This window comes from Pseudomonas sp. EA_35y_Pfl2_R111 (assembly GCF_963970955.1).
Classification (GTDB): Bacteria; Pseudomonadota; Gammaproteobacteria; order Pseudomonadales; family Pseudomonadaceae; genus Aquipseudomonas.
In genome coordinates, this window is sequence record NZ_CAXAOM010000006.1 from 59,456 (window position 1) to 82,563 (window position 23,108).

Annotated in this window: 22 protein-coding genes and 1 riboswitch; of the genes, 8 read left to right on the forward strand and 14 right to left on the reverse strand. The window is 61.3% G+C overall.

Translation table 11 applies throughout. The features are described 5' to 3' along the window. The first annotated feature begins 81 nt into the window (after window positions 1-81). From AACY25_RS19370 to AACY25_RS19380, 3 genes are all read left to right on the forward strand, one after another. Window positions 82-474 (forward strand): hypothetical protein, encoded by a 393-nt coding sequence (locus AACY25_RS19370; protein WP_339526836.1) that lies wholly within the window; start codon window positions 82-84, stop codon window positions 472-474. Between the two features lie 87 nt (window positions 475-561). Then, on the forward strand, window positions 562-1,119 hold the full coding sequence (locus AACY25_RS19375) for a hypothetical protein (protein WP_339526837.1): 558 nt from the start codon (window positions 562-564) through the stop codon (window positions 1,117-1,119). Window positions 1,120-1,194: 75 nt separating this feature from the next. Beyond that, window positions 1,195-1,455 carry a hypothetical protein gene (locus AACY25_RS19380; protein WP_339526838.1) on the forward strand — a complete coding sequence of 87 codons (261 nt, stop codon included), beginning with the start codon at window positions 1,195-1,197 and terminating at the stop codon, window positions 1,453-1,455. A 557-nt stretch (window positions 1,456-2,012) separates the two neighbouring features. On the opposite strand, the gene AACY25_RS19385 is transcribed toward AACY25_RS19380, so the two are convergent. Continuing rightward, window positions 2,013-3,680 carry a BCCT family transporter gene (locus AACY25_RS19385; protein WP_339526840.1) on the reverse strand — a complete coding sequence of 556 codons (1,668 nt, stop codon included), beginning with the start codon at window positions 3,678-3,680 and terminating at the stop codon, window positions 2,013-2,015. A 276-nt stretch (window positions 3,681-3,956) separates the two neighbouring features. On the opposite strand from AACY25_RS19385, the gene AACY25_RS19390 reads away from it, so the two are divergent. Further along, window positions 3,957-4,703, forward strand: coding sequence for a substrate-binding periplasmic protein (locus AACY25_RS19390; RefSeq protein ID WP_339526842.1), 747 nt, complete (start codon window positions 3,957-3,959; stop codon window positions 4,701-4,703). 15 nt (window positions 4,704-4,718) lie between these two features. On the opposite strand, the gene AACY25_RS19395 is transcribed toward AACY25_RS19390, so the two are convergent. Further along, a complete protein-coding gene (locus AACY25_RS19395) occupies window positions 4,719-5,234 on the reverse strand; it encodes a DUF3617 domain-containing protein (RefSeq protein ID WP_339526844.1) in 516 nt (171 codons plus the stop codon). A gap of 128 nt (window positions 5,235-5,362) precedes the next feature. Continuing rightward, window positions 5,363-5,866, reverse strand: a complete 504-nt coding sequence (locus tag AACY25_RS19400) for a GNAT family N-acetyltransferase (RefSeq protein WP_339526845.1) — start codon at window positions 5,864-5,866, stop codon at window positions 5,363-5,365. Window positions 5,867-6,130: 264 nt separating this feature from the next. Between AACY25_RS19400 and AACY25_RS19405 the strand changes: the two genes are divergently transcribed. Beyond that, window positions 6,131-7,390 carry an ATP-binding protein gene (locus tag AACY25_RS19405; RefSeq protein WP_339526846.1) on the forward strand — a complete coding sequence of 420 codons (1,260 nt, stop codon included), beginning with the start codon at window positions 6,131-6,133 and terminating at the stop codon, window positions 7,388-7,390. Between the two features lie 124 nt (window positions 7,391-7,514). On the opposite strand, the gene AACY25_RS19410 is transcribed toward AACY25_RS19405, so the two are convergent. The 11 genes from AACY25_RS19410 to cbiE form a co-directional block, all read right to left on the reverse strand. Beyond that, the gene (locus AACY25_RS19410) at window positions 7,515-7,937 is read right to left on the reverse strand and encodes a DUF1850 domain-containing protein (RefSeq protein ID WP_339526847.1); all 423 of its coding nucleotides are present in this window, start codon (window positions 7,935-7,937) and stop codon (window positions 7,515-7,517) included. Further along, entirely contained in the window at window positions 7,934-9,961 is a 2,028-nt protein-coding gene (locus AACY25_RS19415) for a TRAP transporter permease (RefSeq protein ID WP_339526849.1), read from the reverse strand. The genes AACY25_RS19410 and AACY25_RS19415 overlap by 4 nt, the downstream gene beginning before the upstream one ends. A 188-nt stretch (window positions 9,962-10,149) precedes the next feature. Beyond that, window positions 10,150-11,103 carry a TAXI family TRAP transporter solute-binding subunit gene (locus AACY25_RS19420; RefSeq protein ID WP_339526851.1) on the reverse strand — a complete coding sequence of 318 codons (954 nt, stop codon included), beginning with the start codon at window positions 11,101-11,103 and terminating at the stop codon, window positions 10,150-10,152. A 554-nt stretch (window positions 11,104-11,657) separates the two neighbouring features. Beyond that, complete coding sequence (locus AACY25_RS19425) at window positions 11,658-13,010, reverse strand: sigma-54-dependent transcriptional regulator (RefSeq protein WP_339526852.1); 1,353 nt, start codon at window positions 13,008-13,010, stop codon at window positions 11,658-11,660. 297 nt (window positions 13,011-13,307) lie between these two features. After that, window positions 13,308-15,062 (reverse strand): sensor histidine kinase, encoded by a 1,755-nt coding sequence (locus AACY25_RS19430; protein ID WP_339526854.1) that lies wholly within the window; start codon window positions 15,060-15,062, stop codon window positions 13,308-13,310. A gap of 57 nt (window positions 15,063-15,119) precedes the next feature. Further along, a complete protein-coding gene (locus AACY25_RS19435) occupies window positions 15,120-15,908 on the reverse strand; it encodes an HvfC/BufC N-terminal domain-containing protein (protein WP_339526855.1) in 789 nt (262 codons plus the stop codon). Beyond that, entirely contained in the window at window positions 15,899-16,744 is an 846-nt protein-coding gene (gene bufB / locus AACY25_RS19440) for an MNIO family bufferin maturase (protein ID WP_339526857.1), read from the reverse strand. The genes AACY25_RS19435 and bufB overlap by 10 nt, the downstream gene beginning before the upstream one ends. Before the next feature lie 56 nt (window positions 16,745-16,800). Further along, entirely contained in the window at window positions 16,801-17,058 is a 258-nt protein-coding gene (bufA2, locus tag AACY25_RS19445; protein WP_339526858.1) for a BufA2 family periplasmic bufferin-type metallophore, read from the reverse strand. A 119-nt stretch (window positions 17,059-17,177) separates the two neighbouring features. Next, window positions 17,178-17,894, reverse strand: coding sequence for a (2Fe-2S) ferredoxin domain-containing protein (locus AACY25_RS19450; protein WP_339526859.1), 717 nt, complete (start codon window positions 17,892-17,894; stop codon window positions 17,178-17,180). Between the two features lie 120 nt (window positions 17,895-18,014). Then, window positions 18,015-18,734, reverse strand: coding sequence for a cobalt-precorrin-6A reductase (locus tag AACY25_RS19455; RefSeq protein ID WP_339526861.1), 720 nt, complete (start codon window positions 18,732-18,734; stop codon window positions 18,015-18,017). Beyond that, the gene (cbiE, locus tag AACY25_RS19460) at window positions 18,731-19,933 is read right to left on the reverse strand and encodes a precorrin-6y C5,15-methyltransferase (decarboxylating) subunit CbiE (RefSeq protein ID WP_339526863.1); all 1,203 of its coding nucleotides are present in this window, start codon (window positions 19,931-19,933) and stop codon (window positions 18,731-18,733) included. The genes AACY25_RS19455 and cbiE overlap by 4 nt, the downstream gene beginning before the upstream one ends. A gap of 69 nt (window positions 19,934-20,002) precedes the next feature. Next, a riboswitch (cobalamin riboswitch) is annotated at window positions 20,003-20,203 on the forward strand. 95 nt (window positions 20,204-20,298) lie between these two features. Between cbiE and cobG the strand changes: the two genes are divergently transcribed. The 3 genes from cobG to AACY25_RS19475 are packed head-to-tail and all read left to right on the forward strand — an operon-like array spanning window position 20,299 to window position 23,010. Next, window positions 20,299-21,642 carry a precorrin-3B synthase gene (gene cobG / locus AACY25_RS19465; RefSeq protein WP_339526865.1) on the forward strand — a complete coding sequence of 448 codons (1,344 nt, stop codon included), beginning with the start codon at window positions 20,299-20,301 and terminating at the stop codon, window positions 21,640-21,642. Then, on the forward strand, window positions 21,635-22,261 hold the full coding sequence (locus AACY25_RS19470) for a precorrin-8X methylmutase (protein WP_090251038.1): 627 nt from the start codon (window positions 21,635-21,637) through the stop codon (window positions 22,259-22,261). The genes cobG and AACY25_RS19470 overlap by 8 nt, the downstream gene beginning before the upstream one ends. Continuing rightward, the gene (locus AACY25_RS19475; protein WP_339526868.1) at window positions 22,258-23,010 is read left to right on the forward strand and encodes a precorrin-2 C(20)-methyltransferase; all 753 of its coding nucleotides are present in this window, start codon (window positions 22,258-22,260) and stop codon (window positions 23,008-23,010) included. Before AACY25_RS19470 ends, AACY25_RS19475 begins: the two co-directional genes overlap by 4 nt. Window positions 23,011-23,108 lie beyond the last annotated feature (98 nt).

The following is a 23,108-nucleotide window of genomic DNA, read 5'->3' on the forward strand; positions in this document are numbered from 1 at the left end:
CAATGGCTTACGAATTGGGGCAAACCTAATAGGTGGTTCGCTTCGGACAAAAGCCCGCCCTTAACCAAACGTTAGCCTCCGATGAATAAAAAAATCTTACATTTATTACTCATAATCGGACTTATATACCCTGCGCTGAGTTTAGCTAGCCCAATTGGCGCTATTACAAATATCTCCATTATGGAGAGCGGCATAGGACCAAAGAACGAAGGGTGTGCCGCGTTTGTTATGACTCCGGATGAGGTCCGTGTCTTTTTTAACAAAGCGGTATTGATTTCTGGGCGCCAAGAGCACGATTTTTTCCTGTATGGGCCATGCTCTATAAGAGGGACTCTTAGCACTCGTTACGACACATGGCAGTGGCAAATTCGAAATTTTGGTACCGGTACTATCACCGCGGGCAATGGCGACACGTTCAGTTTCGGTAACCCGGAACAAGAGTCAATTCCGGCAGAAGAGTGGCACGAGCCCTAACAGCTGGGTCGAACCGTTCGCTTCACTCTCCGGGACAGGCTAAAGCCCCCACATTAACCAAACGTTAGGCATCACAGGAACATGCTGATGCATAAAGAACTTGCGACGAACGTAAAAATTTCATTGCCTATTAAGCTTGGGCTGGCCTTTGTGGCTGGACTTCTTGCTTGGGCAGTTGGCCCCCTAGGTCTTCTTGATAAGGATGTTGTGTCGGAAATTCCTGCCTGGATTTTGCCGGGGATTATCTTCGGTGCCTTGCTTCTCGTTCCCCATAGTCGTTGGATCAGCCCCGGTCGCGCAGTGGCTGCGCTCGGCATAGGCGTGTTCGCGTGGGTTGCTGCATTCGCAGTCGGAGGCTTTGGCTGGTGGATCGGCGGTTGGCTTTCCTTTGTCGCAGCGGGGTCGATAAGCGGGGCGATACTCGGGCTTCTCGCTCCACGCCTCATTCAGTCTCGGCAGTATTTTCGTTACCTCAGGCTGCTTGCTTTGGCAGGGTTTCTAGGCAGCATTCCCTTCGCAATATGCTTCCGAACAATGGACTGGAAAGACGCATTGTTCGCGCCACAGTGGGTTATCCCGTCGTACATTTTCTGGAACATGGTCATCGCAATAGCACTACACCTCAGTTCTACTCGAGATGACTAACCATTCCATTGAGCGTATGCACAGCCAGCGGCGCCGTTCACGTCAACACTATGTGTAATTCGAGGCTTTAGGGTTATGCCAAGGAACAGAAGGGAATACGGTTTAAGCCCTGAAGATAGAGATTGGGTCATCAATAAAAAATTTGGTCCTCTCTATCGAGAAAAGGCAGAAGAGACCCTGCAAAAATCGACGGATAAATCGGACAAAGTTTTGGGCGCTATTCTGTTTCTGACCCGGCCAGGAAATCTGGATGATCTCGCTAGCAACGTAGATTTAGCGAATGAAAGCCCACAAAAACTACTTGATGCCGCGACAGTAAAAGATGAGCGCACGTAAAGAAGGTCGTAAAGGGGCGGATTTATTTTTGTTCTGCGAATAACAAAAAAACGTCCCTTCCTCGTTCGCTTTTTAGTTCTTTCCAGTTCAGAAACCACCCACTTTCAGGCGCGCGCCAAATCCCCCATCAGGAGGGTGAACAGAATCGTTGCGGAAGGGGTTGAGCGGCATGGATGCCGCGAGAGCCGCGATGGGCCAGGGATGGCCCTTCGCGGCGGGCCCCTGGAGCAATGATGGCGTGAGCGTACCCTGTCGCAGGCAGGGCCGGATGCCGGGGTGCCCTTCTTTTGGGTTACTTTTTCTTGGGCAAGCAAGAAAAAGTGACGCGCCCGAGGGGGCGCAACACGAAACATCAGCGCATGCGGTGCAATTGCCGAACAGCAAAAGCGCCCTCTCCCCCAGCCCCGCTCCCGCTTCACGGGAGAGGGGTGAAAAGCAAAGCATCGCGGCCATGGAACTAGGCGTCCCCGCCGCTCCTACAGGTGCTCACCAGCACAAATCGTGGGCATAAAAAAGCGCGCCAAAAGGCGCGCTCTTGTACTACCAACCAACAGCGGTCAGCGCGGTTCGCTCATCAAGCCTTTGACGATCGAGATGCAGCCCACCAACAGCACGATGGTAAACGGCAACCCCGTCGACACCGCCATGGCCTGCAAGGCCACCAGCCCGCCGCCGAGCAGCAAGGCGATGGCGATGATGCCCTCGATCACCACCCAGAACACCCGTTGCGGCACCGGCGCGTTGACCTTGCCGCCAGCGGTGATGGTGTCGATCACCAGCGAACCGGAGTCCGAAGAGGTGACGAAGAATACGATCACCAGCAAGATACCGATAAACGAGCTGATCTCCGCCAACGGCAGCTGCGCCAGCATGGCAAACAGCTTCAGCTCCAGTGCGGCGTCCTGCACGCCGGTAAAGCCATCGCTGACCAGCTGACTGATACCGGTGCCGCCAAAAGCGGTCATCCACAGCACCGACACCAGCGACGGCACCAGTAGCACGGCAATCAGAAACTCGCGCACGGTACGGCCACGGCTGACCCGTGCGATAAACATGCCCACGAACGGCGACCAGCTGATCCACCAGGCCCAGTAGAAGGCCGTCCAGCCTTGGCTGAAGTTGGCGTCTTCACGGGCAATCGGGTTGGACAGCGCCGGCAGATGCTGCATATACGCGCCGAGGTTGTCGAAGAAGCCGGTGAGGATGGCCAGAGTCGGCCCGGCGATGATGATGAACAGCAACAGCAGAATGGCCAGGACCATATTCAACTCGGACAGGCGCTTGACGCCCTTATCCAGGCCAGCCAGCACCGACACCAGAGCGATGGCGGTGATGCCAAGAATCAGCAGCACCTTGCTGGTGTCCGTGGCAGCGATGCCGAACAGTTTGTCCAGGCCGGCGGCTGCCTGTTCCGCACCCAGGCCCAGGGAGGTGGCCAGGCCGAACAGGGTGGCGAATACCGCGAGGATGTCGATCACATGCCCCGGCCAGCCCCACACCCGCTCACCGAGAATCGGGTAGAAGATCGAGCGGATCGACAGCGGCAGGCCCTTATTGAAGGAGAACAGCGCCAGCGCCAGGGCGACGATGGCGTAGATCGCCCAGGGGTGCAGGCCCCAGTGGAAGATGGTCGCGGCCATGCCCAGACGCGCAGCAGCTTCAGCATCACCGGCAGCGCCAGCCAGCGGCGCCCAGTCGGTGCGTAAACCGTCTTCACCCACACTGACCCCGCCCATGGCCGACGAGAAGTGCGACATCGGCTCGGCCACGCCGTAGAACATCAGGCCGATGCCCATACCGGCGGCGAACAGCATGGAGAACCAGCCGGCGTAGCTATAGTCCGCCGTGGCATCCATACCACCGAGGCGCACCTTGCCCAGCGGCGAGATGATCAGGCCGAGGCAGAGCAGCACGAAGATATTCGCCGAACCGAGGAAGAACCAGGCCAGGTGCTGAGTGAGCCAGCCGCGCATTGCGCTGAACAACGGCTCTACCTGATTTTGCAAAGCCAGGGTCAGCACCACGAACAGCACAATAGTCAGTGCCGAAATGCTGAAAACCTTGCCGTGAATGTCGAGGGCGAAAAAGAACTGTCCTTTGATGTTGTCCTGACCGATGACGTAGTCGGTGTCGATCAGATTGGCCTCGCCCGAAGGGGCGGGGATGCCATCCAGAATTACCGCTTCTGGTAGCGGGGTCGTGTCAGACGAAGGGTCTTTTTCCATATGGAATGCTCCTTTGGCGTGTGGCACGCATTACGCGCACGAGGACGGATTGCCCTACTCGTACAGCCGCCAACCCGGCAGCTGCGAGGTACAGAGTAACAGCCATAGCCCTTGTGTGCCGGCGCAACGCCAGTATTACCGGCCATTGCAGCCTGCTGCGCAATTGCTGTTTGGTCTACCTGATCAGATTATCTCGGCACTTTGCCTCCCGCCGACCTGGCAATTAGCTATGGTTTGCCTATGGCCTGCTCAGGGTCGCTGTTCGAGATGTCACTGATGAGAGCATTGCTGATTCTGCTGGCTTGTCTAGTTCTTGCCCTGGCTTCGCTGGCACAAGCCGAGACTTTTAAGGTTGGAGTTGAGCTACAACCCTATTTGCCGTACTCCAACGTGCAGGATGGCCAGTACCTGGGCTATGGCCGTGATCTGCTCGACACCTTTGCAGCGCATCAGGGCCATGAATTTATCTACCAGCCGCTGCCGGTGCGGCGCCTGCTTAGCGACTTTCTCAGCGGCCGGGTGGATTTCAAATACCCGGACAACCCGCGCTGGAACGCCGACCTGAAACAAGGCCACAAGGTGCACTTCAGCCAGGCGGCAGCGCCGGCCATCGATGGTGTGCTGGTCAAACCGCAGTTTCTCGGCAAAGGCAAAGAGCGCCTACTGCGCCTCGGCACGCAGCGCGGCTTTACCCCCTGGCCTTACTTGAATGACATCAAAGCCGGCAAGATTCTGCTGATCCAGGCCAACCAGATCGACTCTCTGCTGGCCATGGCCATGAGCGACCGGGTCGACGGTGTGTACCTCAACCCGCAAGTGGTGCGCCACCAGCTCTATAACAGCGCGCAAAGCGGCCTGGTGTTCGACCCCAAACTGCCCTATCAGGATGACCACTACTTCCTCTCGAGCATCAAACACCCCGAGGTGATCAAGCAGTTCGACGCCTTCCTCATCAACCAGGCCGATCTGGTGCAAACGCTAAAAGATCGCCACGGCATCAGCGACCCACTGAGCGGCCAGTAAAGCGCTATCGGCTGCTTACTGCGGCTGCAACGTCCCGCAATCCGTCCCAACCCAGCGTGCGTGGCTTTGCATACTGCTGCTCTGGCCATCGAAGGTGCCGTTGACCGTTGAGGTGAACTCCTTGTCGCTGACAAAGCGCGTCTCGCCTTCGCCCTGCCCGTTGGGACAGCTGAAGCGGAATTTCCACAGCGCGTCGCTACGCTCGGTGACTTCATTGCTGCAGCCAGACTCGGGGTCTTGCATGGGAATCTGCTGGGCCTTGATCTGCGCTTCACTCATGCAGATGCGCACGCCCTTGTCGCCCAGCTGAACACCCTGCTGGGCCATCATTTGCTCCATCATCTGGCGCTGCTCGGGCGGTAGGTTTTTCATCTGCTCGAGCATTTGCTCCATCCCCGGCACCGCCTGGCCGCCGACCTGCATATTGTTCGAGCTGATTTCCCAGAGGCCGGGCTGGATGTCCACCGCGCTGGCCAGGGCGGGTAGCAGACAAAGGCTGAGTAACAGGGGTTTGCTAAGAACGCGGCGCATGAGTGGCTCCTGAAATAAGTGGGCGACCTTGCAAGCGTAGACCGCTGCATAGGCTGGTGCGTCTGATGGGTTACGCCGCGCCGGATTGTGCGGCAGAACGCCTGAATCTGCCGCACGGCTAACCCATCCTACCGGGTGACTTCCTCCTGATAGATACGCAGGCCGCGCGCCTGGTAGTTGGCCAGCGCGCTCGGGTGGTCGAGGCTGCAGGTATGCACCCAGACCTTTGTGGTGCCCGGCCAGGCCCAGGCGGACTGCAGCGCGTGGGTCAGCAGCGGGCCGCCAAAGCCCTGGCCGAAGAAGGCCTCGGCCAGGCCGAAATAGAGAATCTCCACCGCGCCATCGGCATCGCGCAGCAGCTCGTAATAACCGGCAATAGCGCCCTGGTGATAGGCGACCCAGGTGCGGTGATTGGGCTGCTCGATCAGCTCGCGCCACTGCGCGTCCGTCCAGCTGAGTTTGTCGGTCCACTGCCAGGGCTCGCCGACTAGCTGGTAGAGAAAGCGGTTGAGCTGAAACTGCTTGAGCTGGCATTCCACCACGCTCAGGTCACCCGGCAGGGCTTTGGCGCGGATCTGCTCGGGGTGCTGCATATCCAGGTAATAGGTGGTGTAGCCGCCCTGCTCGCTCATGCCGTCTTCCGCCGCCCTGGTAGGGCCATCTAGCCCATGAAAAAGCGCAGGCTAATGACCCACGATGGGTTCGGCAATCTTGTTGACGATATCTCATTAAACAAAATCAACAGCCCAACCTGAGCCTTTGAAAAACTTACACATGGACGGATTAATTTTTACAGATGGACGAACACAAATTTACATATGGACGAAGCTAAACTTTCATTCGTACGGACGCTAGGCTAGGCTTCGCACACTTGCTCAGCCGGTTAGGCTAACCCCATGCACTACGACAGATACTCGGAAAGCTCACTTCGCAACGCGCTGCAGGACACGCCTGTGGTTCTGATCCACGGCTCGCGCCAATGCGGCAAAACCACCTTGGCTCAGGCTATTGGCAAGGACGAAGGCTACCACTACATCAGCTTCGACGATGACAACCAACTGCAGGCAGCCAAAGTTGATCCGGTGGGATTCATAAGAGCTCTTCCCGAGAAGGTCATTCTCGATGAAATTCAGCGCACGCCTGAGCTCTTTACCAGTATCAAGGCCAGTGTCGACCAGAACAGGAAACCGGGGCGTTTCATCCTGACGGGATCAGCCAATGTGTTGCTGCTTCCCAAGCTGGCCGACTCACTGGCTGGCCGCATGGAAATCATCCACCTGCGACCATTGGCTCAGTGCGAAATCGCAGGACAAAAGCCCACTTTTCTTGATGAGTTATTCCGCGCTGATTTCAGCTCAAGCGCACAAATCCATCGTTTTTCCAGCCTGGGTGAATCCTTGGCCGAGTTCATCAGCCAGGGTGGTTATCCCGCCGCCATTGTTCGCAGTAGCGAAAGACGCCGTATGGCCTGGTATGAGGACTACATCACCACACTGATTCAGCGCGACGTGCGGGACATCGCCAATATCCACAACCTGGATATCCTGCCACGGCTCCTGAGCCTGGCGGCAAGCCAAACCGCACGGTTGTTCAACTCCGCAGACCTGGCCTCACCCTTCGCCATAAGCCGGCCGACCATTGCCAACTATCTGGCATTGCTAGAACAGATTTTCCTGCTCGAACAACTGCAACCCTGGCACAGCAACCGCCTCAGTCGCTTGATCAAAACGCCGAAAATGCACCTAGCCGATACCGGGCTGGCGTGTGCCTTGCTCGGCGTAACCTGCAAAAGCCTGTGGCAAGACAAAGCGCTGCTGGGACAACTGCTGGAAACCTTCATCTATCAGGAACTGCGCAAACAAGCGGACTGGCATGACGCCAACCTGGCCTTCTACCATTTCCGCAACAAGGATCAGGTGGAGGTGGACATCATCATCGAACAGGGCCAACAACTGGCCGGCATCGAAATCAAGGCATCCGCCACTGTCACCGCCTCCGACTTCAAGGGCCTGCGCAAGTTGAAGGATGCCTGTGCAGAGCGATTCTCTGCGGGTGTGGTGTTCTACGATGGTGACAGCATCCTGCCATTCGGCGAGCGGTTGTTTGCCGTGCCTATCAGTATCCTGATACCACAGGCGCGCAGTACCAACGCGTAGTTTGGGAAACTGAAGACTGCTTGCCGTTGCGCCAGACCAAACGAACAAAACCCCCACCGGCTTCGCCAAATGGGGGTTCTCCTCTATAACAACCAAGGCTTGTGGCCCGGGAGCGAACGCAGCCTTAGCCGTCGTCCTGGCCTGCCGCCGAGGCGGCCGGGGAGCTTTGCTCACAGCTCCAGAGTTCCAACGCCGGCTGGGTCGCTTGTGGCGGGCCGAGCCATTCACTCATCGAGTGGCAACGCTGGTTGAAACACAGTTGATAATCCCCTGCCTCGGGGGTTCGCCCCAAACGCAGTGGTTGCAAGGGTGGTAGCTGACGCTGGTAATGCCAGCTGCCCTCGCGCAGTTCGGCACCGTCTGGAATCTCCATTCCGGCCCCGGAACCCTTGACCCGCGCCTCGCCGAGCAGCAACCCCTCAGGCGTCACGCGGTAATCCTCTTCCCAACGTATCTTCTCAATCGTGTGCGTCCAGGCCAGGGTAAAGCTGGACGTGGGCACTTCTGCCCACACCGCCCCCGCCAAACCCAGGCACAAACCAATCACGCAGCAGCAGCCTGGGCACGATGAGCACGCCAGACGTGCTGGGCGATAAACAGCGCCGCCAGAGCGAAGCCGATTTCGTCACTCATCGGCGTGGCCAGAATCAGGCTGGCGCCGGCAGCAAAGCCCAGCGCGCGCTCCCACCAGCTCAGTTTGGCCTGCAGGTAACCGGTAAACACCACACCCCAGATGCCAATGGCCAGCAGCGCTTTGAGTACCACATAGAGCGTGGCTAGCAGGCTATCGCCTTGCAGCATCAGCGCCGGCTCGTACACCGCCATAAATGGCACCACGAAGCCGGCAACGGCGATGCGAATCGCCCATAGGCTGATCTTCAGGCCGCTCTCCTTGGCAATCGGTGCGGCGGCGAAACAAGCCAGCGCTACCGGCGGCGTGAGGTCGGCCATGATGCCGAAATAGAACACGAACATATGCGAGACGATCAGCGGCACGCCCAGCTCCAGCAACGCCGGCGCGGCAATCGAGCTGGTGATGATGTAGTTGGGAATGGTCGGGATGCCCATGCCCAGCACCAGGCAGGTGAGCATGGTCAGCACCAGCGAGAGGAACAGGTTGTCCTGACCGATGGCGAGGATATAGCCGGCGAAGGTCGAGGCCACGCCAGTCAGCGAGACTACGCCAATGATCACCCCCACCAGGGCGCAGGCAATGCCCACCGGCACCGCATGACGAGCACCTTCGACCAACGCGTGCAGGCAGATGGTCAACGTGTCGCGGCCGCCTTTGATAAACCAGCACACTGCCACCAACAACGCGACCACACCAAACACCACGCCGATACCGAGCTGGAAGAAGCCGGCGCAAAGCACGCCCAGGGCAATCCAGAAGGCGAAGCGCATGACCTTGGATGACACCCGCAGGATGATTGCCGAGCCAAGAATCACAATGGCGGTCAAGCACAGGCCGACCATCCCGGAGAACAACGGTGTGCGCCCGGAAAACAGCAGGTAGATCAGCACGAACAACGGAATCAGCAGGTACCAGCGCTGCTTCACCGCGGCCCAGGGATTAGGGCATTGATCCTTCGGTAGGCCACGCAGGTTGGCACGCTTGGCTTCCAGATGGACCATCCAGAACACCGAGCCGAAGTACAACATGGCCGGAATCAACGCGGCCTTGGCCACCTCGAAGAACGGCACATTGATGGTCTCGGCCATGATAAAGGCCACCGCACCCATGATCGGCGGCATGATCTGGCTGCCCATCGACGAGGTCGCCTCGACGCCGCCGGCAAACGCCGGCTTGTAGCCGAAGCGCTTCATCAGCGGGATGGTGAATTGGCCGGTGGTGACCACGTTGGCCACGCCCGAACCGGTGATGGTGCCCATCAGCGCCGACGACACCACCGAGACCTTGGCCGGGCCGCCAAGCTTGTGGCCGAACAAACCCATGGCGAAGTCGGTAAACAGCTTGATCATCCCGGCCTGTTCGAGGAACGCGCCGAACAGGATAAACAGGAAGATATAGGTGGCCGACACATAGGTCGGCGTGCCGTACAGGCCTTCGGTGCCGAATGCCAGCTGGTTGACGATCTGATCGATGGCATAACCACGGTGCATCAAGTCGCCAGGCAGGTACTGGCCGAACAGACCGTAGGCCAGAAACAGCGCGCAGATAAACGGCAGGGCGATGCCCATGACCCGGCGTGCGGCTTCAAACACCAGCACGATCAGCACCAGGCCGACGACCATGTCGCTCTGAGTCAGATCACCGGAGCGTTGAATCAGATCGGCTTCGAAATACCACTGGTAAAACGCCGTGGCCATACCGGCCAGGCCCAATAGCCAGGCCAGTGGCTGCCAGGGCTGCTCCTTGCCACGGGCGGGAAAGCAGAGAAACACCACCAGCAGCAGAAAGCCCACATGCACCGCGCGCAGAATCTGGCTGGATACCGGGTGAAAGGCCGCGGTGACGATCTGGAAGATGGAAAACAGCAGCGCGACATAAAACAGCGCTTTCGGCCACTCGCTGGGGTTAGCGGCGAGGCCTTGGTTTTGCTCACTCATGAAGGTCACACCCTCGTTACAACGTCGATAGCGCAAGAGTCGCCAACAAAACCTGCCGTGGCGCGCACGCCGGTTTTATTCGCAGCTCTACTGACAGTGGAGCCTGGGTAAGACGGGCTAGCCGTGCAGCATGGGTATCGCGCGTTGCTCGGCCCGACCCATCCTACGCAGCCAACCCTTCAACAGCCTTACAGCGCGCCGGCTTCCTTGTAGAAGCGCTCAGCACCCGGATGCAGCGGGATCGGCAGGTTTTTCGCTGCAGTTTCCAGCTTGATGTCCTTGGCAGCTGAGTGGGCGTTGCCCAAACGCTCAAGGTTTTCAAACATCAGCTTGGTCATCTGGTAAGCCACTTCTTCGGACACGCCGTCATGGCTGACCAGAATGTTGGTGATGGCCACGGTCGGTACGTCGGCATCCTGACCGTCATAGGTGCCAGCAGGAATAGACGCGGCCTGGTAAGCATCGTTACCAATCTTGGTGGTCACTTCAGCCGGGACCGAAACAAAGGTGATCGGCAGGGTCGCGGCCAGGTCGCGAATCGCCGCCATGCCCAGGCCCGAGGACTGCAGGGTGGCATCCAGCTGACGGTTCTTGATCAGCTCAACCGACTCGGCGTACGGCAAGAACTCGACCTTGCCCATGTCTTCGTAGCTCAGACCAGCGGCCTTGAAGATGGCGCGGGCGTTCAGCTCGGTGCCGGATTTCGGTGCGCCAACGGAGATGCGCTTGCCCTTCAGGTCAGCCAGGGTGGTGATGCCGGATTCCTTGCTGGCGACGATCTGGATGTAGTTCGGGTAGGTGCCCGCAATCGCCCGCAGCTTTTTCAGCGGCGCCTTGAAGCCAGCGTCTTCCACACCATTCCAAGCATCGGCCACCGAATCACCCAGCGCCAGCGCCAGTTCGCCACGGCCGGATTGCAGCAGGTTGAGGTTTTCCACCGAGGCCTTGGTCGCTTGTACCGAGGTTTTCGAGCCTTCGATGCCGTTGCTATACAGCTGCGACAGGCCCACACCAATCGGGTAATACACACCGCTGGTGCCGCCGGTCAGGATATTGATAAAGGTCGGCGCGGCGAGTACCGCAGTGCTTGCGGTAAAGGCTGCGGCAGCAGCAAACAGGCTGAAACGTTTGGTCATTCGCATGGAAGAATCTCCGTCGTTGTTATGGCTTTATGCAGAGGTTTTCACTGTAGACGCTACCAGCCACTATGGCCGTGCAACGCCTGGTTTAGCTGAATGGCAGAAAGAGGCAGATGCCAGCGTACGACCTGAGTCGAGCGCACAAGAGAGGGGTAGTGATGCCGGATGCGCCGAACGCGCAGATGTTGCAGGGCAGTTCATGGGGTTCACCTCTTGTCTTTCTTATGGGTGCCAGCGCAATCGAGTGCGCGGCTGACAAGAGCTATAGCAGATGCCGTGCCAGTGAGAAAAAAGCCCGCACTAGAGCCTCTACTCCAATCAGCACTGCCAGCCTGGCGGCTGCAGTAAGCGGAAATCCGCCAGTGAAAAAACTCAGATAAGCGAAATTCCGCCGATTCCATCACATGTAGCCCGGATGCAATCCGCGACACCGGGCTATCCGCGACTTCGTAGGGTGGATGACGCTTCACCCATCCACCAACTGCCATGGTGGATGAAAACAGCGTCATCCACCCTACATAGCTCTGCTACCCGGATTACATCCAGGCTACGGGCTATCAATCTTCGTCGCTGCTGCCGGCCGGCCGATAGCTGCTGCGCTGCAGACCGTGGCGCTGCATCTTCTCGTTGAGCGTGCGGCGTGGCAGCTGCAGCAGCGCCATTACCTCGGCGATATTGCCCTGACAGTGCTGCAAGGCGCGGTGCAGGCATTGCGCCTCGAAAGCCTCCATCTGCTCGGCCAGCGATTGCTGCGGCAGACCATCGGCATTCGCCACGTCACCACTCAAACCCAGGGCATGGCGTTCGGCGGCGTTGATCAGCTCACGCACGTTGCCCGGCCAGTCATGCCCGAGCAGACGGCTCAGCTCAGCCGGCGCTAGGCTTGGCGCCTCGCGGCCATTGCGTTGCGCAGCCTGATTGGCGAAGTGCTCGAACAGCAGCGGAATATCCTCGCGACGTTCGCGCAGCGGCGGAATACGCAGGGTGGCGACATTCAGGCGATAGTAGAGGTCTTCGCGGAAACGCCCAGCCTTAACCTCATCGAGCAGGTCCGGTTTAACCGCACTGATCACTCGCAAGTCGACCCGAATGCTCTTGTTCGAACCCAGACGTTCTAGGGTCTTCTCCTGCAATACGCGCAGCAGTTTGACCTGCTGGGCCAGCGGCAGGCTTTCCACCTCATCGAGAAACAGCGTGCCGCCGTCGGCATGCTCGATGCGGCCGATGCGCTTGCCCTGGGCGCCGGTAAAGGCGCCGCTTTCATGGCCGAACAGCTCACTCTCGAACAGGTGCTCGGGAATCGCCGCGCAGTTCAGCGCGACAAAGGGTTTGCCGGCGCGGTTGCTGAAGTCGTGCAGGCAGCGCGCCACCCGCTCCTTGCCGCTGCCGGTGTCGCCGCGCAAGAGGATATTCACCGAGGTGCCGGCCAGTTCGAGGATCTGCCGGCGCAGGGTTTCCATCGGCTTTGACACGCCAAGCAGCTGCGCCTCGATATGGTCCTTGAGGGCGAACTGCTGACGCAGCTGGCGGTTCTCACAGACCAGGCGGCGCTTGTCCAACGCGCGGCGCACGCTGTCGAGCAGGCGTTCGGGGGTAAAGGGCTTTTCGATAAAGTCATACGCGCCCTGGCGCAGCGCCTGCACCGCCATCGGCACATCACCATGCCCGGTGATCAGAATCACCGGCAGGTCGCGGTCGCGCTCCAGCACGCTGTCGAGCAGCTGCAGGCCGTCGGTGCCGGGCATGCGCACATCGCTGATGATGATGCCAGGGTAATCACGGCCGACCAGCGCCAGCGCGGCCTGCGCCGTGGCGCAGCTGTGCACGTGCAAGCCAGACAGCTCCAGCCACTGCTGCACCGCCTCGCGGATTGCCGCTTCATCGTCGACGACTATTACGTGCCCGGTCATATCACCTCCTGATCAATCGGCGGCAGTGTAATCCCTTGGGATTTTTGTAGGCTATGTAGCCGTTATCTGTTGAGTCGTCCTGAACGGCTATACAGCGCATGAAGCCCGGTAATACGTAGGGTGGGTTAGGCGCGAGCCGGGATCAGGCAAACGCCACCGATTTACAACGCACGCGTAACCCACCCTACAAAAGCAGCCTGCAATACAGGCCTGGTACAGAGCTTTTTTGTAGGGTGGATGGCGCTTTATCCATCCACCGTGATGAGCCAGTGGTGGATGTAAAGAGCGACATCCACCCTACGGATTTGGTGCTGCCGGCAGACGCAGGGTAAACACCGCGCCCTGCTCGCCATTGGCCGCCTCCAGGCTGCCGCCCAGTTCACGAACGATGCCGTAGGACACCGCCAGACCGAGGCCCAGTCCGGCGCCCACCGGCTTGGTGGTAAAGAACGGCTCGAACACATGACCCAGCGCCTCGCTGGCGATCCCGCCGCCACTGTCGGCGATGCTCAGCAGGCACTGCTCGGCCTGGCGCTCGATACGGATCTGCAACTGCCGTGACTCGACAGACGCCATGGCATCCAGGGCGTTATTCAGCAGATTGAGCAGCACCTGTTCCAGGCGAATCGCATCACCCAGCACCCGCGCATTGCTGTCGATTTCGCTGTGCAGCTGCACCTGTTCGCTGCGCAGGCGCGGCGCCAGCAGTTGCAGCGCCTGCTCCAGCACATCGCTGAGGCGCAGGCGCTCGCTCAGACCAGCCGGGCTTTTGCGTGCAAAGGTTTTCAGGTGGCCAGTAAGCCCGGCGATACGTTGCAACAAACCATCGATGCGTTGCAGTCCCTCGCGCACATCATCCTGACGACCGCTATCGAGCAGCAGGCGCAGGCTGCCCAGCTGCATTTGCATGGCGGTGAGCGGTTGGTTGATTTCATGGGCCATGGCCGCCGACATCTGCCCCAACGCGGCCATCTTCGCCGCGTGCACCAGGCCTTCCTGGGCCTCGCGCAGTTCGGCGGTGCGCAGTGCCACCTCACGCTCCAGACGCTCACGAATGCCGGCCTGCAGGCGTTGGGTCTTGCGCCGCTGGGCCAGGTAGAGCAGCAGAAAAGCCAAGGTCATCCATACGCCGGCGGCGGCCAGGCGGTAGCTGCGTACGCTGTCGACCAGGGTTTTCGGTTCGTGTAGCAAGTGCAGAGTCCAGCCTTCGTCACCCAGATCCTGGCGCTGCCACAGGTAATCACGCGGGCCATCCGGGCCTTGCACGCGGCGCCACTGGCTGTCGCTGTCGATCTGCCGGCGCAGCGTGCTGGGCAGCGGCTGCAACGCTTGCTCGGCGTACTTGCGCACCTCCACCAGCTCGGCGCGGGCCTGCTCGCTCAAGCTATCGAGGGCCAGAAAACGCCACGCCGGACGGTTGCTGAGGATCACCACCGAGTAGCTGTCGGCCACCAGCAGCACACCGGACTGACTGGCCCATTCGCGCTGCAACTCTTCCAGCTCCAGCTTGACCACCAACACGCCGAGCACCTCACCGTTATCGTCGCGCACCGCATGGGAGAGGAAGTAACCGGGGATGCCGGTGGTCACGCCCACCGCAAAATAGCGCCCGGAGGACTGACGCACGGCATCCTGAAAATATGGGCGGAAGGCATAGTTGTTGCCGACAAAACTGCTCCAGTCGCGCCAGTTACTGGCCACCAGGGTTTCGCCTTTATTGTTGAGCAGATACAGCACATTGGAGCCGGCGGCTGTGTTGAGCTGCTCCAGGCGTTCATTGAGTTTGCTGCGCAACAGGCTGTCCGTCGGCGCACGCAGCAGCGACTTGATATCGCTGTCCAGCGCCAGCACCTCGGGCACCGAACGAAAGCGCTCGACCAGGGTATGGATCGACTGCGCATACAGCTGCAACTGCCCGCGCGCTTCGACGCTGCGCTCCTGCCAGGCGCGCTGCTCGGCATAGCGCCCGGCCAGCCAGATACTCGCCAACAGGCCGAGCAGAATCAGCAGGACGATCAGGGCAACGCGGTAACGCAGCAGGAAAGCAGGCATGCACGGCTCGCAACAAGGCAGAGCCGGCATGGTAAGGCAAAAGCCAGGTGCAGCGGATTAGACCGTTGGGTAACGCTGTAGCAAGCCATCGCTGAGCCACTGGCGCAACCAGGAGACGGCCTGTACCGGCGCCTGTTCACCCAGATGCGCCAGCTCGCCGCACAGCTCGGCGAAGCTCCAGCCCTGCACGGCCATGCCCTGTAGCGCAGCGGCTTCATCGGCCGCCACGCTGCGATAGCGGGTGATCAGGTGGTCGCGCCACACCAGGCAGATTTCCACCTCCGTCAGTGGCTGGCTGCCGGGAAATTCGCCCTGCTCCTTGCATGCCCGCCAGATCGCCAGACTGTTATGCCAACACGCCAGCCATTGCACGCTGGGGAGCAGGCGTACCTGCAAGGTCGGCCAATCTTCAGCCGCAAGCTCAGCCATCTGCGCCATGCTCAGCACGCTAGCGTCTGCAGCATCAAAGGCCAGGGTAAAGGCCCATTCCAGCCGAGCCAGCTCGCTTAACGGTGCGGCTTGCGCCGGCACCAGGTAAGCATCGATAAAGTCGGCCAACTGCGCGCCGAGCCAACGCAGGCTGTAGTGTTGTGACGGGTGCGCGTCGAGATAGGCCAGGGCCAGAGCATCGAACTCCTCGTCACCGAGCCAGTCATGCACGGCGGGGTAGTCACCGCGCAGCGTTTCCAACAGGCGCGCGCGATAGGCGTTGTGATAGATCGCCAGGCCCTGTTCGGCAGTCAATGCCGCGCTGCCCAATAGGCTCGCCTGCAAAGCCGGATGGGGTATTACCTCGCCATTTAGCAGATAGCTCTGCACCTCTGCCTGCCAGTCAATCAGGCGCATAACGTCGAGCCTTTGAGGGCTTCTGCGGCCACCATACGGGCCTTATTCAGCTCGCCGAGCAGTTCATCTAAATCAGGAAAATGGTCATCGCGCTCAAGCAAGGTCGACACCGGCCCGAGGTGCTGCAAGGTGCGCTGATAGAGCTGCCAGACCGGATCACTGACCGGTTGATCATGGGTGTCGATCAAGTAGCTGCCGTAATCGCTGTGCCCGGCCAAATGCAGCTGACGAATACGCTGCGGGGGCAGGCTGCTGATAAATTCCCAGGCATCGAAGCCATGGTTACGTGCACTGACGTAGACGTTGTTAACGTCGAGCAACAGCTCGCAGCCGCTCAGTTCACTGAGGGCCGCGAGAAACTGCCATTCACTGAATTGATCATCGGCGCAGCGCAAGTAACTGGAGACGTTTTCCAGCACCAGTGGCCGCTCGATCACGTCCTGCACCTGACGCACGCGCGCGGCCACATGCTGCAAGCTTTCTTCGGTGTAGGGCAGCGGCAGCAGGTCATGCAGCTGATGGGCATTGCCGCGGCTCCAGCACAGGTGGTCGGAGATCCATGCGGGCTGCACGCGCGCGGCCAGGTGTTTGAGCTGGCGCAGGTAGTCGCGGTCCAGCTCATGCGGGCCGCCAATCGACAGCGACACGCCATGCATCACCAACGGGTACTGCTCACCGATGGCATCGAGAAAGTAGAGGGCCTTACCGCCCGCTACCAAGTAATTTTCCGAGACGATTTCGAACCAGTCGATCGTCGGCTGCTGTTCGAGAATGGCTTGGTAATAGGTGCTGCGCAGGCCCAGGCCGAAACCCAGATTGCCGCGTTGAGCATTCATCGCTCGCTCCTTACTGGGTGATGCGGGGCAACCGCGCAATGGCCGCCCCGGCTCACTTACTCGCCGACAGTACCTTTGGCGGCATTGCACTCCGCGAGGGTCATCGACTTGAAGCCGTGACCTTTGCAGGCAGCCTGGCCTTTGCAGCTGTTCTCGGCAGTCTTGCAGTCGTTCTGGCCTTTGCAGGACGTCACGCCGTAACAATGCACTTTGGCTTCTTCAGCCACTGCGACGGTGCTCGAGAGACCAGCGAACAGGCTAGCAGCAGCGAAGGCGATAGCAGCACCAGTAGCAGCGGTAGATTTCATATTCATGTGCGTATCCTCGGGATCAGGGTTGGCCGGGCAAAAGGATTTTCGCGTGCCGGCATTCAACTAGAGCCGCGAGATAGGCACGCGTTACAGGCACGATGAAAATATTTGCCGACGATTCCTTAGCTCTGATCGATCCGCAGCTCAGGCACTGCACGACCCGCCACCAGGCGCTCGTCGACCAGACGAATCAGCTCGGCTTCATCACGCACACGGAACCACTCACCGGCCGGATAGAGGCTGGCCGTCGGGCCCAGATCACAAGGGAACTGGCACTGCGTACGGGTGATATGCACCCCGCCCTCGCACTCCAGCTTGCCGGCGGCCTTAAGACGCTGACGCAGGGTTTTCCAAAGGTCCAGCGCGCCACGTCGGGTGCAGCGCGGGCCGTTGCACAACAGCAGGCGCTGGGCGTGTGGCGGAATCTGCGACCAGGCGTGATGGCCCGGTACGGCCTTTACACCGACGCAGGGCAGGTGCAGCTCGGGGCGCTCGATCAGGGTGCAGGCGGCCTCCACCGGCAGGCCTTCAGCCTGGCCAATGGCGCTGGCGACAAACAGCTGCTCGGGGGTGGCCTGCTGGCTGAGCTCGCTGCGCAGCCAATCGAGATGCGGGCTGCTGCTCTGCGGCTCCAGATCGATCACCAACAACGGCCGCTCAGCCTCGACCACGCACTGCCAGAGCGGCGCATAGCCTTCGCTGGTATCGACGATATCGGCCAGCGCCGCTTCGCCGCGCAGCTCAACCAGACGACGGCGGAACAGCTCGGCAAACGAGCCATCGGCGAGGTCGGGGCCGACGAAGAGAATCCGGGCATAGGGCGAAACGGGCGTGGTCATGGCGGCCTCCAAAGCGGGGCGGCAGTCTAGCAGGGGATGTTTTGCATTTGGCACGTAGCGTGGATGACGCTGTTTTCATCCACCATCGCAGTTGATGGATGAAGCGTCATCGACCCTACCCTATAACTGCAGCGCCTCGGCCAGCGCTTCAAGGCTGACAAACTCGCGCTCCACACTCGGCAACTCAGGCCGACGCAGCAGCAAAACCGGGACGTTCAGCTCCCGCGCCACCTGCAGTTTCGGCTCGGTGGACTGGCTGCCGCTGTTCTTGCTGACCAGCACATCAATGCCCAGCAGAGCGAACAGCGCTCGCTCGCCATGTAGATCAAACGGCCCGCGGGCGCCGATAATTTTCGCCCGCGGCACGGCTTCCTGCGCCGTTAGGCAACGCACGGCCCAGTACTGATGAGGGGGGATCTCATGCAGATGCTCCAGCGGCTCACGGCCGAGGGTAAATAACGGACGACGGAAGTCTCGCAGCTCAGCGACTAACCCACTCCAGTCGTCCACTTCACGCCAGTCATCGCCGGTGCCGGGCTGCCAGCCGGGGCGGCGCAGCGCCCAGCAGGCAACCCCACTCAGCTCGGCGGCGCGGGCAGCGTTGGCGCTGATCTGTGCGGCGTAGGGATGGGTCATGTCCAGCAGCAGTTCGATGCCCTGCTCGCGGATAAACGCAGCCAAGCCTTCCGCCCCGCCAAAACCACCGACACGCACCTGACAGGGCAAATCATCCGGCACCCGGCCCAACCCGGCCAGGCTGTAGATCGCTTCAGGGCTTAATCGCCGCGCCAGGCGCAGCGCCTCGGTAGTGCCGCCAAGCAGCAGGATGCGTGGACTCACGGCTTGCACACCTCCAGCAAGGTGATCGGCAAGGCACTGCGCCAGGTGTCGAAGCCACCCAACGGCTGCGCCTGGGCCACGCTGATGCGGGTCAACTCGCCGCCCACCTGCTCGCGCCAGGCCACCAGCGCCGCTTCGCTTTGCAGGGTCACGGCATTGGCCACCAGACGCCCGCCCGGCTTCAGGCTGGCCCAGCACTGCTGCAGCACGCCGGGGATGGTCACCCCGCCACCAATAAAGATCGCATCCGGCGCAGCCAAGCCGGTCAAGGCCTCGGGCGCACGGCCGGCGACCAGTTGCAGGCCGGGCACACCAAGGGCATCGCGGTTGTGCTGGATATGCGCCTGGCGGCCGGCATCGGCCTCGACCGCAAGCGCCCGGCAGCTGGAGTGTGCGCGCATCCACTCAATGCCGATCGAACCGCAGCCGGCGCCGACATCCCAGAGCAGCTCACCGGGTTGCGGCGCCAGGCGCGCCAGGGTGATAGCGCGCACGTCGCGCTTGGTCAGCTGGCCGTCATGCTGATAGGCATCGTCTGGCAAACCTGGTGTGAGCGGCAGCAGGCGCGCATCGCCGGCAGCCACGCACTCGACCGCCAGTAGATTGAGATCGGCAACGCGCGGCAACACCCAGTCGCTGGCCAAACCGTCGATGCGCCGCTCCTGAGCGCCACCCAGATGCTCCAGTACGGTCAAGCGACTGGGGCCAAAACCGCGCACACGCAGCAACTCGGCCACGGCCGCCGGGCTTTCGCCGTCATTGCTCAACAGCAGCAGCCGTGCACCCGGGAATAGCTGCGCCTGCAACGCCGCCAACGGCCGCGCCACCAGCGACAGCACTGTCACCTCCTGCAACGGCCAACCCATACGGGCGGCGGCCAGTGACACTGACGAGGGCGCAGAAAATACCCGCAATTCCTCAGCCGGCAGCTGCCGCGCCAGGCTCGCGCCAACGCCATAGAACAGCGGATCACCGCTGGCCAGTACACACACCGACGTACCACGCCGCGCCAGCACCGGCTCCAGGCTAAAGGGGCTCGGCCACAGCTCATGCTGCCCCGGCAGATCGGCAGGCAATAGCGCCAACTGGCGGGCACCGCCGACGATGCACTGCGCCTCGCTCAGCGCCAACCGCGCCGCCTCACCCAGGCCGGCGTAGCCGTCTTCACCTATACCCACCAGGGTTAACCAGGCCGTCATGCGCTTTCCTCAAACCGTCATCAGCGCGCCGCCCGACCAGCTGGCTGTCGTGCCTGCGCGCAAAGCGGGCATAATAGCGCCTTCGTCGGTGCCCGCCGCCATTGTGCATAGGGCCTAAGAGGGAATCCGGAGCGATCCGCTGATCGTGACCGAGCTGCCCCCGCAACTGTAAACAGCGAGTCTGCCGCAACTGCGCCACTGGGTAACCGGGAAGGCCGCAGCAGATGATGACCTGTCAGCCAGGAGACCTGCCGACGACGCTAGTCGCGAGTGCCAACATCGGGCGGGGTGTACCGATGCCATGAAATCCCCTGTGGGCGGATTTCGCTGGTTCGGTCGCCGCGTCTTTGTTGTTGGTGACCTTTTTGCGCGACCGTCCAACCTCCGCCGACCTGCCCGACCCACGCCCTAGCGCGTGCCCCGGCCTGCTGCGTATCGTTCAGGCGCTGGACGGTGGCATCTGCCGGGTCAAGCTGGCCGGCGGCGTGCTCAGCAGCCAACAGGCACGGGCCATCGCCGAGGCTGCTGAGCGCTGCGCCAGTGGCGTGCTGGAGCTGACCAACCGCAGCAATCTGCAGATTCGTGGCGTATTGGCTGGCCAGCAGACTGAGTTGATCGAACGGCTGCTCGCCGCCGGCCTTGGCCCGAGCAACCCGGCCGCTGACGATGTGCGCAACCTGCTGCTCAGCCCCGCCGCCGGCTTCGACCCGCAGGCCCTGCTCGACACCCGCCCGCTGGCCGCCGCGCTGCTTGAGCTGCTGCAAAACACCCCGGCGCTGCATGGCTTGTCAGCCAAATTCGCCCTGCAGCTGGACGGCGGCGAAGCCCTGGCGATGCTCGAACACCCCCACGATATCTGGCTTAGCGCCCTGCCCGGCTCGCCGGCACGACTGGCGTTTGGCCTGGCCGGCTGCCCGACTGACAAGCCGCTGGGTGTGATCGACGCAGAGCAGGCCGTGCCGCTGGTGGAGCAACTGCTCAGGCTGTTCCTCGATCTGGCTGGGAGCGAACACAGCCGGATGCGCCAGCTGCTCGGTGTGATGACGCCCAGCCAGCTGCTGCAACAGCTACAAACGTGCCTGCCCTTTGCCGTACAAGCGACCCCTACCGACTGGCAGCGCGCGCCGGTCAGCCAACGCGCGCCCATTGGCATTTATCCACAGCAGCAGAACGGCCTGTGCATGGTCGCTACCGCCACGCGCCTAGGCCGGGTCGACGCCGCGCAACTCAAAGCACTGGCCGAACTGGCTGAGCACCATGGCGATGCCAGCCTGCGCCTGACGCCCTGGCAAGGTCTGCTGCTACCGAATATCCCCAAGCACTCGGCAGAAAAATTACTGCACAAACTGGCCGAACTCGGCCTGCTGATCGATGCCAACGACCCGTTAAGCAATCTGATCGCCTGCACCGGCTCAGCCGCCTGCGGCAAAGGTCTGGCCGGCAGCAAGGCCGATGCTCTACAGCTCGCCAAGCGCCTGCGCGCGAGCACAGCACGACCGCAGGTGCACCTGAGCGCCTGCCCGCGCTCCTGCGCCGCCGCGCACACCGCGCCCTTTACCTTGCTGGCCAGCAGCGCCGGGCATTACCAGCTTTATCAACGCACGCCCGAGGCGGCCGGTTTCGGCCAACTGCTGGCCAGCGCCATGACTATCGACGAGGCCGGCGACTGGTTCGCCGCCCACTGCGCAACAGGAAACAGCGATGCTTGAGTACATCCGCGATGGCCAGGAAATCTACCGCCAGTCGTTTGCCACCATCCGCGCCGAGGCCGACCTGTCGGCGATCCCAGCAGACCTGGAAAAGCTCGCCGTACGGGTTATCCACGCCTGCGGCATGGTCGATGTGGTGCAGGACCTGCGCTTCTCCCCGGGTGCCGGCGCTGCCGGCCGCGCCGCCCTGGCCAAGGGCGCGGCGATTCTCTGCGATGCGCGGATGGTCGCCGAAGGCATCACCCGCCCGCGCCTGGCCGCGAATAACCCGGTGATCTGCACCCTGCATAACGATGGTGTGATTGAGCAGGCCCGCGCACTGGGCAATACCCGTTCGGCAGTCGCATTGGAACATTGGCGCGAGCATCTGGAAGGCAGCGTGGTGGTGATCGGCAACGCCCCCACCGCACTGTTTTATCTACTGGAAATGCTCGACGCCGGCGCGCCAAAACCGGCGCTGATTATCGGCATGCCGGTGGGCTTTATCGGCGCTGCGGAATCCAAGGACGCCCTGGCCGCCGACAGCCGTGGCGTGCCCTATGTGATCGTCCGTGGCCGCCGTGGCGGCAGCGCCATGGCGGTGGCGGCGGTCAACGCCCTGGCCACGGAGGTGGAGTGATGACTGTGCAAAAAGGCCGTCTACTCGGCATCGGCGTTGGCCCCGGCGACCCGGAGCTGATCACCCTCAAGGCCCTGCGCCTGCTGCAATCGGCAGCGGTGGTCGGCTACTTTGTGGCCAAGGCTAAAGCCAACAAAGGCCATGGCGGCAACGCCTTCGGCATTATCGAGGCGCACCTGACCGACACTCAGCAGCGCCTGCCGCTGGTGTATCCGGTGACCACGGAAAAGCTCGCCGCGCCGCTGAGCTATGAAGATGTGATCAGCGATTTCTACGACACCTGTGCGGTGCAGATCGCCGCCCAGCTCGACGCCGGCCGCGATGTGGCGGTGATCTGTGAAGGCGACCCGTTTTTCTACGGCTCCTATATGTACCTGCACGACCGCCTGGCCGCGCAGTACCAGGTGGAAGTGGTGCCCGGCGTGTGCTCCATGCTCGGCTGCGCCTCGGTGCTCGGCACCCCGCTGGTGTACCGCAACCAGAGCTTAAGCGTGCTCTCCGGCGTGCTGCCGGAAGATGAACTCAAGCAGCGCCTGCAGGACGCCGAAGCCGCCGTGGTGATGAAGCTGGGGCGCAACTTCGAGAAAGTCCGCCGCGTGCTGCAGGAGCTGGGCATCGACCAGCGCGCTCACTACGTCGAGCGCGCGACCATGGGCAACCAACGCATCGTGCCGCTGGATGAAGTGGAGCCGATGTCATCGCCTTATTTCTCGATGATCGTGATTCCCGGCGAGAAATGGCGCGGTTAACACGGCCGTAGGGTGGATGACGCTTTACCCATCCACCAACCGCGATGGTGGATGAAAAAAGCGTCATCCACCCTACCCAACCTACACACGGCACAGAT

Excerpts from the sequence above, each read along its gene's own strand:
- AACY25_RS19370 (WP_339526836.1), top strand. The coding sequence starts at position 82 with ATGAATAAAAAAATCTTACATTTATTACTCATAATCGGACTTATATAC.
- AACY25_RS19375 (WP_339526837.1), top strand. The coding sequence starts at position 562 with ATGCATAAAGAACTTGCGACGAACGTAAAAATTTCATTGCCTATTAAG.
- AACY25_RS19380 (WP_339526838.1), top strand. The coding sequence starts at position 1,195 with ATGCCAAGGAACAGAAGGGAATACGGTTTAAGCCCTGAAGATAGAGAT.
- AACY25_RS19385 (WP_339526840.1), bottom strand. The coding sequence starts at position 3,680 with ATGGAAAAAGACCCTTCGTCTGACACGACCCCGCTACCAGAAGCGGTA.
- AACY25_RS19390 (WP_339526842.1), top strand. The coding sequence starts at position 3,957 with ATGAGAGCATTGCTGATTCTGCTGGCTTGTCTAGTTCTTGCCCTGGCT.
- AACY25_RS19395 (WP_339526844.1), bottom strand. The coding sequence starts at position 5,234 with ATGCGCCGCGTTCTTAGCAAACCCCTGTTACTCAGCCTTTGTCTGCTA.
- AACY25_RS19400 (WP_339526845.1), bottom strand. The coding sequence starts at position 5,866 with ATGAGCGAGCAGGGCGGCTACACCACCTATTACCTGGATATGCAGCAC.
- AACY25_RS19405 (WP_339526846.1), top strand. The coding sequence starts at position 6,131 with ATGCACTACGACAGATACTCGGAAAGCTCACTTCGCAACGCGCTGCAG.
- AACY25_RS19415 (WP_339526849.1), bottom strand. The coding sequence starts at position 9,961 with ATGAGTGAGCAAAACCAAGGCCTCGCCGCTAACCCCAGCGAGTGGCCG.
- AACY25_RS19420 (WP_339526851.1), bottom strand. The coding sequence starts at position 11,103 with ATGCGAATGACCAAACGTTTCAGCCTGTTTGCTGCTGCCGCAGCCTTT.
- AACY25_RS19425 (WP_339526852.1), bottom strand. The coding sequence starts at position 13,010 with ATGACCGGGCACGTAATAGTCGTCGACGATGAAGCGGCAATCCGCGAG.
- AACY25_RS19430 (WP_339526854.1), bottom strand. The coding sequence starts at position 15,062 with ATGCCTGCTTTCCTGCTGCGTTACCGCGTTGCCCTGATCGTCCTGCTG.
- AACY25_RS19435 (WP_339526855.1), bottom strand. The coding sequence starts at position 15,908 with ATGCGCCTGATTGACTGGCAGGCAGAGGTGCAGAGCTATCTGCTAAAT.
- bufB (WP_339526857.1), bottom strand. The coding sequence starts at position 16,744 with ATGAATGCTCAACGCGGCAATCTGGGTTTCGGCCTGGGCCTGCGCAGC.
- bufA2 (WP_339526858.1), bottom strand. The coding sequence starts at position 17,058 with ATGAATATGAAATCTACCGCTGCTACTGGTGCTGCTATCGCCTTCGCT.
- AACY25_RS19450 (WP_339526859.1), bottom strand. The coding sequence starts at position 17,894 with ATGACCACGCCCGTTTCGCCCTATGCCCGGATTCTCTTCGTCGGCCCC.
- cbiE (WP_339526863.1), bottom strand. The coding sequence starts at position 19,933 with ATGACGGCCTGGTTAACCCTGGTGGGTATAGGTGAAGACGGCTACGCC.
- AACY25_RS19470 (WP_090251038.1), top strand. The coding sequence starts at position 21,635 with ATGCTTGAGTACATCCGCGATGGCCAGGAAATCTACCGCCAGTCGTTT.